Genomic DNA, 4,371 nt, shown 5'->3' with positions numbered 1-4,371 from the left:
TTGAAGCGGCCCGGTTGAACGTGCTGTTGCTCAACAGCGATACCAGCAGCGGTGAGCTAGAAAAAGCGGTGATTATGGATCCCAACACCACCATCACCGACTACCCCATCGTGATTGCCACCCCCAGTATGGGCACTGGCGTCTCGATTGAAGTCAACCACTTCGACCAGGTCTACGGCCTGTTTTGGGGAGCCAGCAGCACCGATGCGGACATGAGCCAAGCCCTGGCCAGGGTGCGACAGCCTATCCCCCGTATCGTCTGGTGTGCCAAGTATGGCCGCAACTTTTCCAAGGTGGGCCGTGACACCAATCCCCTCCGCCTGAAAAAGCTGCTCCAGGACAAGGCCAACGCCAACGCCCAGATGACCGCCGCCAGCCTAGGAGCCCTCATCGGGAACATCACCGACTACGACTGGCTCAATCCCCACGTCCACCTATGGGCCACCCTAGAAGCTCAGCGTAACCGCTCGATGCTATCGCTGCGCTCTGCCCTTAAGGTGCGGCTGATCCATGAGGGACACCCTCTCACGATTGAACGACTCGACACCCACCAGGAGGCCAAACAACAGATGGCCGAAGCCCGTCTCCAGATCAAGGCCGCTGAAGCTAGGGCCACCGCCTCAGCCGTCAACCTAACCGCCCCGCAAGTCAAGGCATTAGAGATGGCCGAACACCTCGACCCTGACGAACGGCTAGCCCTAGACAAATGGCACCTCGCCGAGTTCTATGCCATCCCCCTCGACGCTGTCACCACTGACCTGGTGCTGCTCGACAATCACGGGCGCTATCGGGGCCAACTGCTCGAACTCGAAGCGTTCTTGTATCCCGATACCGCCAGCGCCGCCGTGGTGCGCTCCGTGGAACGACAGGCCCAACACCATCTCGGCCTTTGTCCCTGGGACATTTCCACCGCCGAACTACGACGACAGGTCAGGGTGCACCTTGGACTCGACCGATGGGTGAACAACCCGGACGAATGGTTGAGCGACGATGACGCCTTGGCCCAGTTTGCCACTCAAGCGCTGGCCCTGGCTCCCCAAGTCAAGGCGGCGCTGAATGTGTCCATTAAACCGGAGATGCGGCCTCAGCAAATCCTCGGCCAACTCCTCGACCAGATGGGCCTCACCACCCTGTCCCGGCAGTTGCGGCAGGGAAACCAACAACGTACCCGTTCGTACCAAATTGACCCCGATGCCAAAGCCCAAGCCCTGGCCATCCTCGCCCGTCGGGCCGAACGCCGAAATGCCAGCGACCATCGGGCCTCGCCCCCTGACACACCCCCAGTGATTAATGACCAGTCATTCAGGGGATGTGACACACGACACCCCCCTAAAACAGATGATTTGTGGGTCGGGCAGCAAGTCCGGTGGGGCAGTTCTCTAGGATATTGGGTGGTGCTGGCGACTGAAGACGAGTCAGCGACGATTCAACTCCAAAATCCCATCGTACAAACAGTGCGTACGGTGCCCCTGGCTGACCTGATAGCCCTGGAACTGGCTGGATAAAGCTCGCTGACTCGATGTTGATCATCCTCCGCAGACGTTGGATCTTGTGGAGGCACTTTATGATGGAGTTCAAGCGGTAACGATCCATAGGGTTTGTGAATTAGGACGGTGGAGGCGATGACCGAGCCGCACTACGACCCCGACCAATGGCAGGAACTGTTTTGGCAGCGGGGCGACCGTATCTACGCCTGTGCGCTACGCCAGAATCTCTTTGGCGAGTGGGTGTTGCTGCGGAAGTGGAGTGGTCGCCGCACGGGCAAGGGAGGCCAGCGGGAAACCGTCTGTGCTGACTTGGAAGACGGACAGCGGTTGATGCAGAACATCCTCAAGCGCCGTCGCTATCGGGGGTATGTCCTTGATGACTATTCCAGGCAGGACTTTGACACCTGGGATTCCTAATCAAACAGGGAGTAAGACCGTCCTAACGTTAGTAAAGCATGAGTCAAAACACATCAATACCTGGACTTGTATACATCTATATGTCTAGACATATTTAAGCCTAGATATATAGATGTATGGGCATATTAGTGTCTTGATGCCTAGCTGTCATCTTCGAGGCACTGTTATGGAATAGGCTTGTAGTGGTCTGTTCGACACTTTCCTTGTCATCTCAGGGAAGGAGAATTAAAAGCATATCAATGCCTAGAGTTAAATATGTCAAGACATACAGACATATTTAACTCTAGGCATACAGGTATATTGATACTTTGATGTCTAGAGGCTATCCTCAATGCGCTGTTATGGAATGGGCCTGTGAAAATCTGTTCAGCAATTTCCTTATCGGGGGGACAGGGAAAAACGACCACGGTATTTTTTACCGCGCTGCTGCTGGCTCGGCAGGGGAAAAAGGTGCTGACGGTGGATGCCGACCCCCAGGCAAACCTGACCTTTTATCTAGGCCATGAGGTGCAGGCTGACGAGCCGAGTCTGTTTGAGGTGCTAACCAAGCAGGTGGAGGTCGAGGATGGCATCTACGAAACCCAGTACGAGAACCTGTTTGTGATGCCCGCTGACCGTGGCTTGTTCAAAGTCAGTGATTTTTTGAGCAGCAGTGGGGCGGGGGCATTTATCTTGAAACAGCGATTGCGTAAGATTCACGATCTGTTCGATGTGGTGCTGATTGATGTGCAGCCGTCGCGATCACAAATCTGTCTCTCCGCCGTCGGGGCCTCTGACTATGTGCTGATTCCGGTAGAGGCCAACGTTAAGGGCGTGAACTCCTTGGTGGATACGCTGGATTTTTTAAATGAGCAAGCGGATTTAGAAGCGTTCACTGGATCGGTACTAGGGATAATTCCCTTTCGGGATCGCTGGGTGGGCAATACCCAAACGCTAGAAGGGCGACAAAACATCGCCGTGATGAAAGAGTTTGCCGAGGATGCTCCCATTCTGGCCTCCATCCGCGAGTCTGAGAAGTTTAAGAACGCTATCCGCCAGGGCAAGTTGCTCAGCGATCTGGGCCAGCCCGACCTGCAATACCCCTTCGAGCAAATTGTGGAGGCTTTGATCCATGAGTGATGCCCTAGACCGACTCAAACAACGGCAGCGCCCTAAAGTTGCCCCCCGCGATGCATCGCTGGTATCGATCCCTCAAGATATTCATATGTCTGGACATACAGACATACAGGCATCTAGACATATAGATGTGCAAAACTCTAGACCTGTTGAATCCGGAGGAGTTGAGGATGCGGCCCTAGTAGAGTCTTCTGAAGTGGATAAGTCTAGACATATAGACGTCCAGATGTCTTTATCTTCTAGCGCAGGCCATGAATTAGAGATATCTAGACATATAGATATCCAGATGTCTAAACCTCTGGATGAGGAGCCGATGGTCAAGCGCAGCACCTTTCGCCTAGAGGCGGATCTGATTGACCGACTTCACACCTTTTGTCGGCAGCAGGGGCTGAGCCGCGAAGTGCTGATCGAGGCAATGTATGAGTATATGGAGGCTCATCCAGAAGCCTTGGCTCAGGTGGTGGAGAAGGCCAGCCAGAAGCATGATCATCGGCAGCAGCAGGCTAACCGCAAGCGAGCCGAGTCCATGTTCAGCAAGTTTGGCCACAGGTAATGTCAGGCTAGAAGAGTGCGTGAATTAGGTCATCACTTTAGCCTAGAAGGAAACGAGGATATCAAAGCGGGGTCTGTACTCTGGCGAGTGCCTCTAGGTTCAGGATGGGGATAACGAAGTCACCTCCATCCTCACGCCCAGATCAATGGGGCTATCGCCCAGGGTGAGATGTCCTTTTACTATCCCACCCATGACCCACCCCTCCAGTCAAACCAAACGCCTGTCCCCAGCGCTGGATCTGGCCCTATTTGAGTTGTTAGCTACCCTCGAAACCTATAGCGATGCTGACTTTGAGGCCCACTGGATGGCCATGAGCGACGCGGAGATTCAGCAGGTAGCGCTCATTCTGATTCAAGCCCTCAAGGTCAACCTCAACGGTAAACAGGTAGCGGGTGCGTTGCTCCAAGTCAGACAGTCCCCCCATCCCCTACACTAGGGTCAACGTCAGTCAGGCCGTTGATCTATGCCGACCCTCAGTCAAGCCTTCCTGCCCACCGCCTGGGATGAGTGCGAAAGCGCTATCGCCCAGCGAGACCAGAGTGCGGCCCAACTCAGGGCTCAAGGTTGGGTCTGTACCTGCCTCACCCTCTATCGGGTTATAGATGGAATGCCCGTGTACGTGGTGGAGGCGAATCCGGCAAGTCTTGACGTGGGCCGGGAGCGATCCTCAAGGCCAGCCCGAGTCCTTACTCCTAGCGGTCGTCCCGGTCTAGCCCGTAACCGAGCCTAGCATGGGTGCCCTGCCCTCCAGCCCCACTCGTTACCTCAAGGCCAGCTCACGCCGATGTGAGTTTGAGT

General features: G+C 55.2%; 6 protein-coding genes. All 6 read left to right on the top strand.

Going from position 1 to position 4,371, the window contains the following annotated elements; all coding sequences use genetic code 11:
- Positions 1–1,505: plasmid replication protein, CyRepA1 family (locus H6G62_RS26175; protein WP_199325259.1), on the top strand; the 1,505-nt coding region annotated here is incomplete at its 5' end.
- A 117-nt stretch (positions 1,506–1,622) separates the two neighbouring features.
- On the top strand, positions 1,623–1,904 hold the full coding sequence (locus H6G62_RS26170) for a WGR domain-containing protein (protein ID WP_190500659.1): 282 nt from the start codon (positions 1,623–1,625) through the stop codon (positions 1,902–1,904).
- A gap of 354 nt (positions 1,905–2,258) precedes the next feature.
- The gene (locus tag H6G62_RS26165) at positions 2,259–3,023 is read left to right on the top strand and encodes an AAA family ATPase (RefSeq protein WP_190500657.1); all 765 of its coding nucleotides are present in this window, start codon (positions 2,259–2,261) and stop codon (positions 3,021–3,023) included.
- 283 nt (positions 3,024–3,306) lie between these two features.
- A complete protein-coding gene (locus H6G62_RS26160; RefSeq protein WP_190500655.1) occupies positions 3,307–3,573 on the top strand; it encodes a CopG family transcriptional regulator in 267 nt (88 codons plus the stop codon).
- Positions 3,574–3,763: 190 nt separating this feature from the next.
- A complete protein-coding gene (locus H6G62_RS26155; protein WP_190500653.1) occupies positions 3,764–4,009 on the top strand; it encodes a hypothetical protein in 246 nt (81 codons plus the stop codon).
- A 27-nt stretch (positions 4,010–4,036) separates the two neighbouring features.
- A complete protein-coding gene (locus H6G62_RS26150) occupies positions 4,037–4,303 on the top strand; it encodes a hypothetical protein (RefSeq protein ID WP_190500651.1) in 267 nt (88 codons plus the stop codon).
- Positions 4,304–4,371: the final 68 nt, after the last annotated feature.

Source organism: Phormidium sp. FACHB-1136 (genome assembly GCF_014697375.1).
In the GTDB taxonomy this organism is placed as follows: domain Bacteria; phylum Cyanobacteriota; class Cyanobacteriia; order Phormidesmidales; family Phormidesmidaceae; genus Nodosilinea.
Note: the sequence above shows the minus strand (reverse complement) of the source record. Positions and strands in the feature narration are given on the sequence as shown.

Bases quoted from the DNA above. Each gene is read 5' to 3' on its own strand.
- H6G62_RS26150 (WP_190500651.1), top strand. From the start codon at position 4,037: ATGCCGACCCTCAGTCAAGCCTTCCTGCCCACCGCCTGGGATGAGTGC.
- H6G62_RS26170 (WP_190500659.1), top strand. From the start codon at position 1,623: ATGACCGAGCCGCACTACGACCCCGACCAATGGCAGGAACTGTTTTGG.
- H6G62_RS26155 (WP_190500653.1), top strand. From the start codon at position 3,764: ATGACCCACCCCTCCAGTCAAACCAAACGCCTGTCCCCAGCGCTGGAT.
- H6G62_RS26160 (WP_190500655.1), top strand. From the start codon at position 3,307: ATGTCTAAACCTCTGGATGAGGAGCCGATGGTCAAGCGCAGCACCTTT.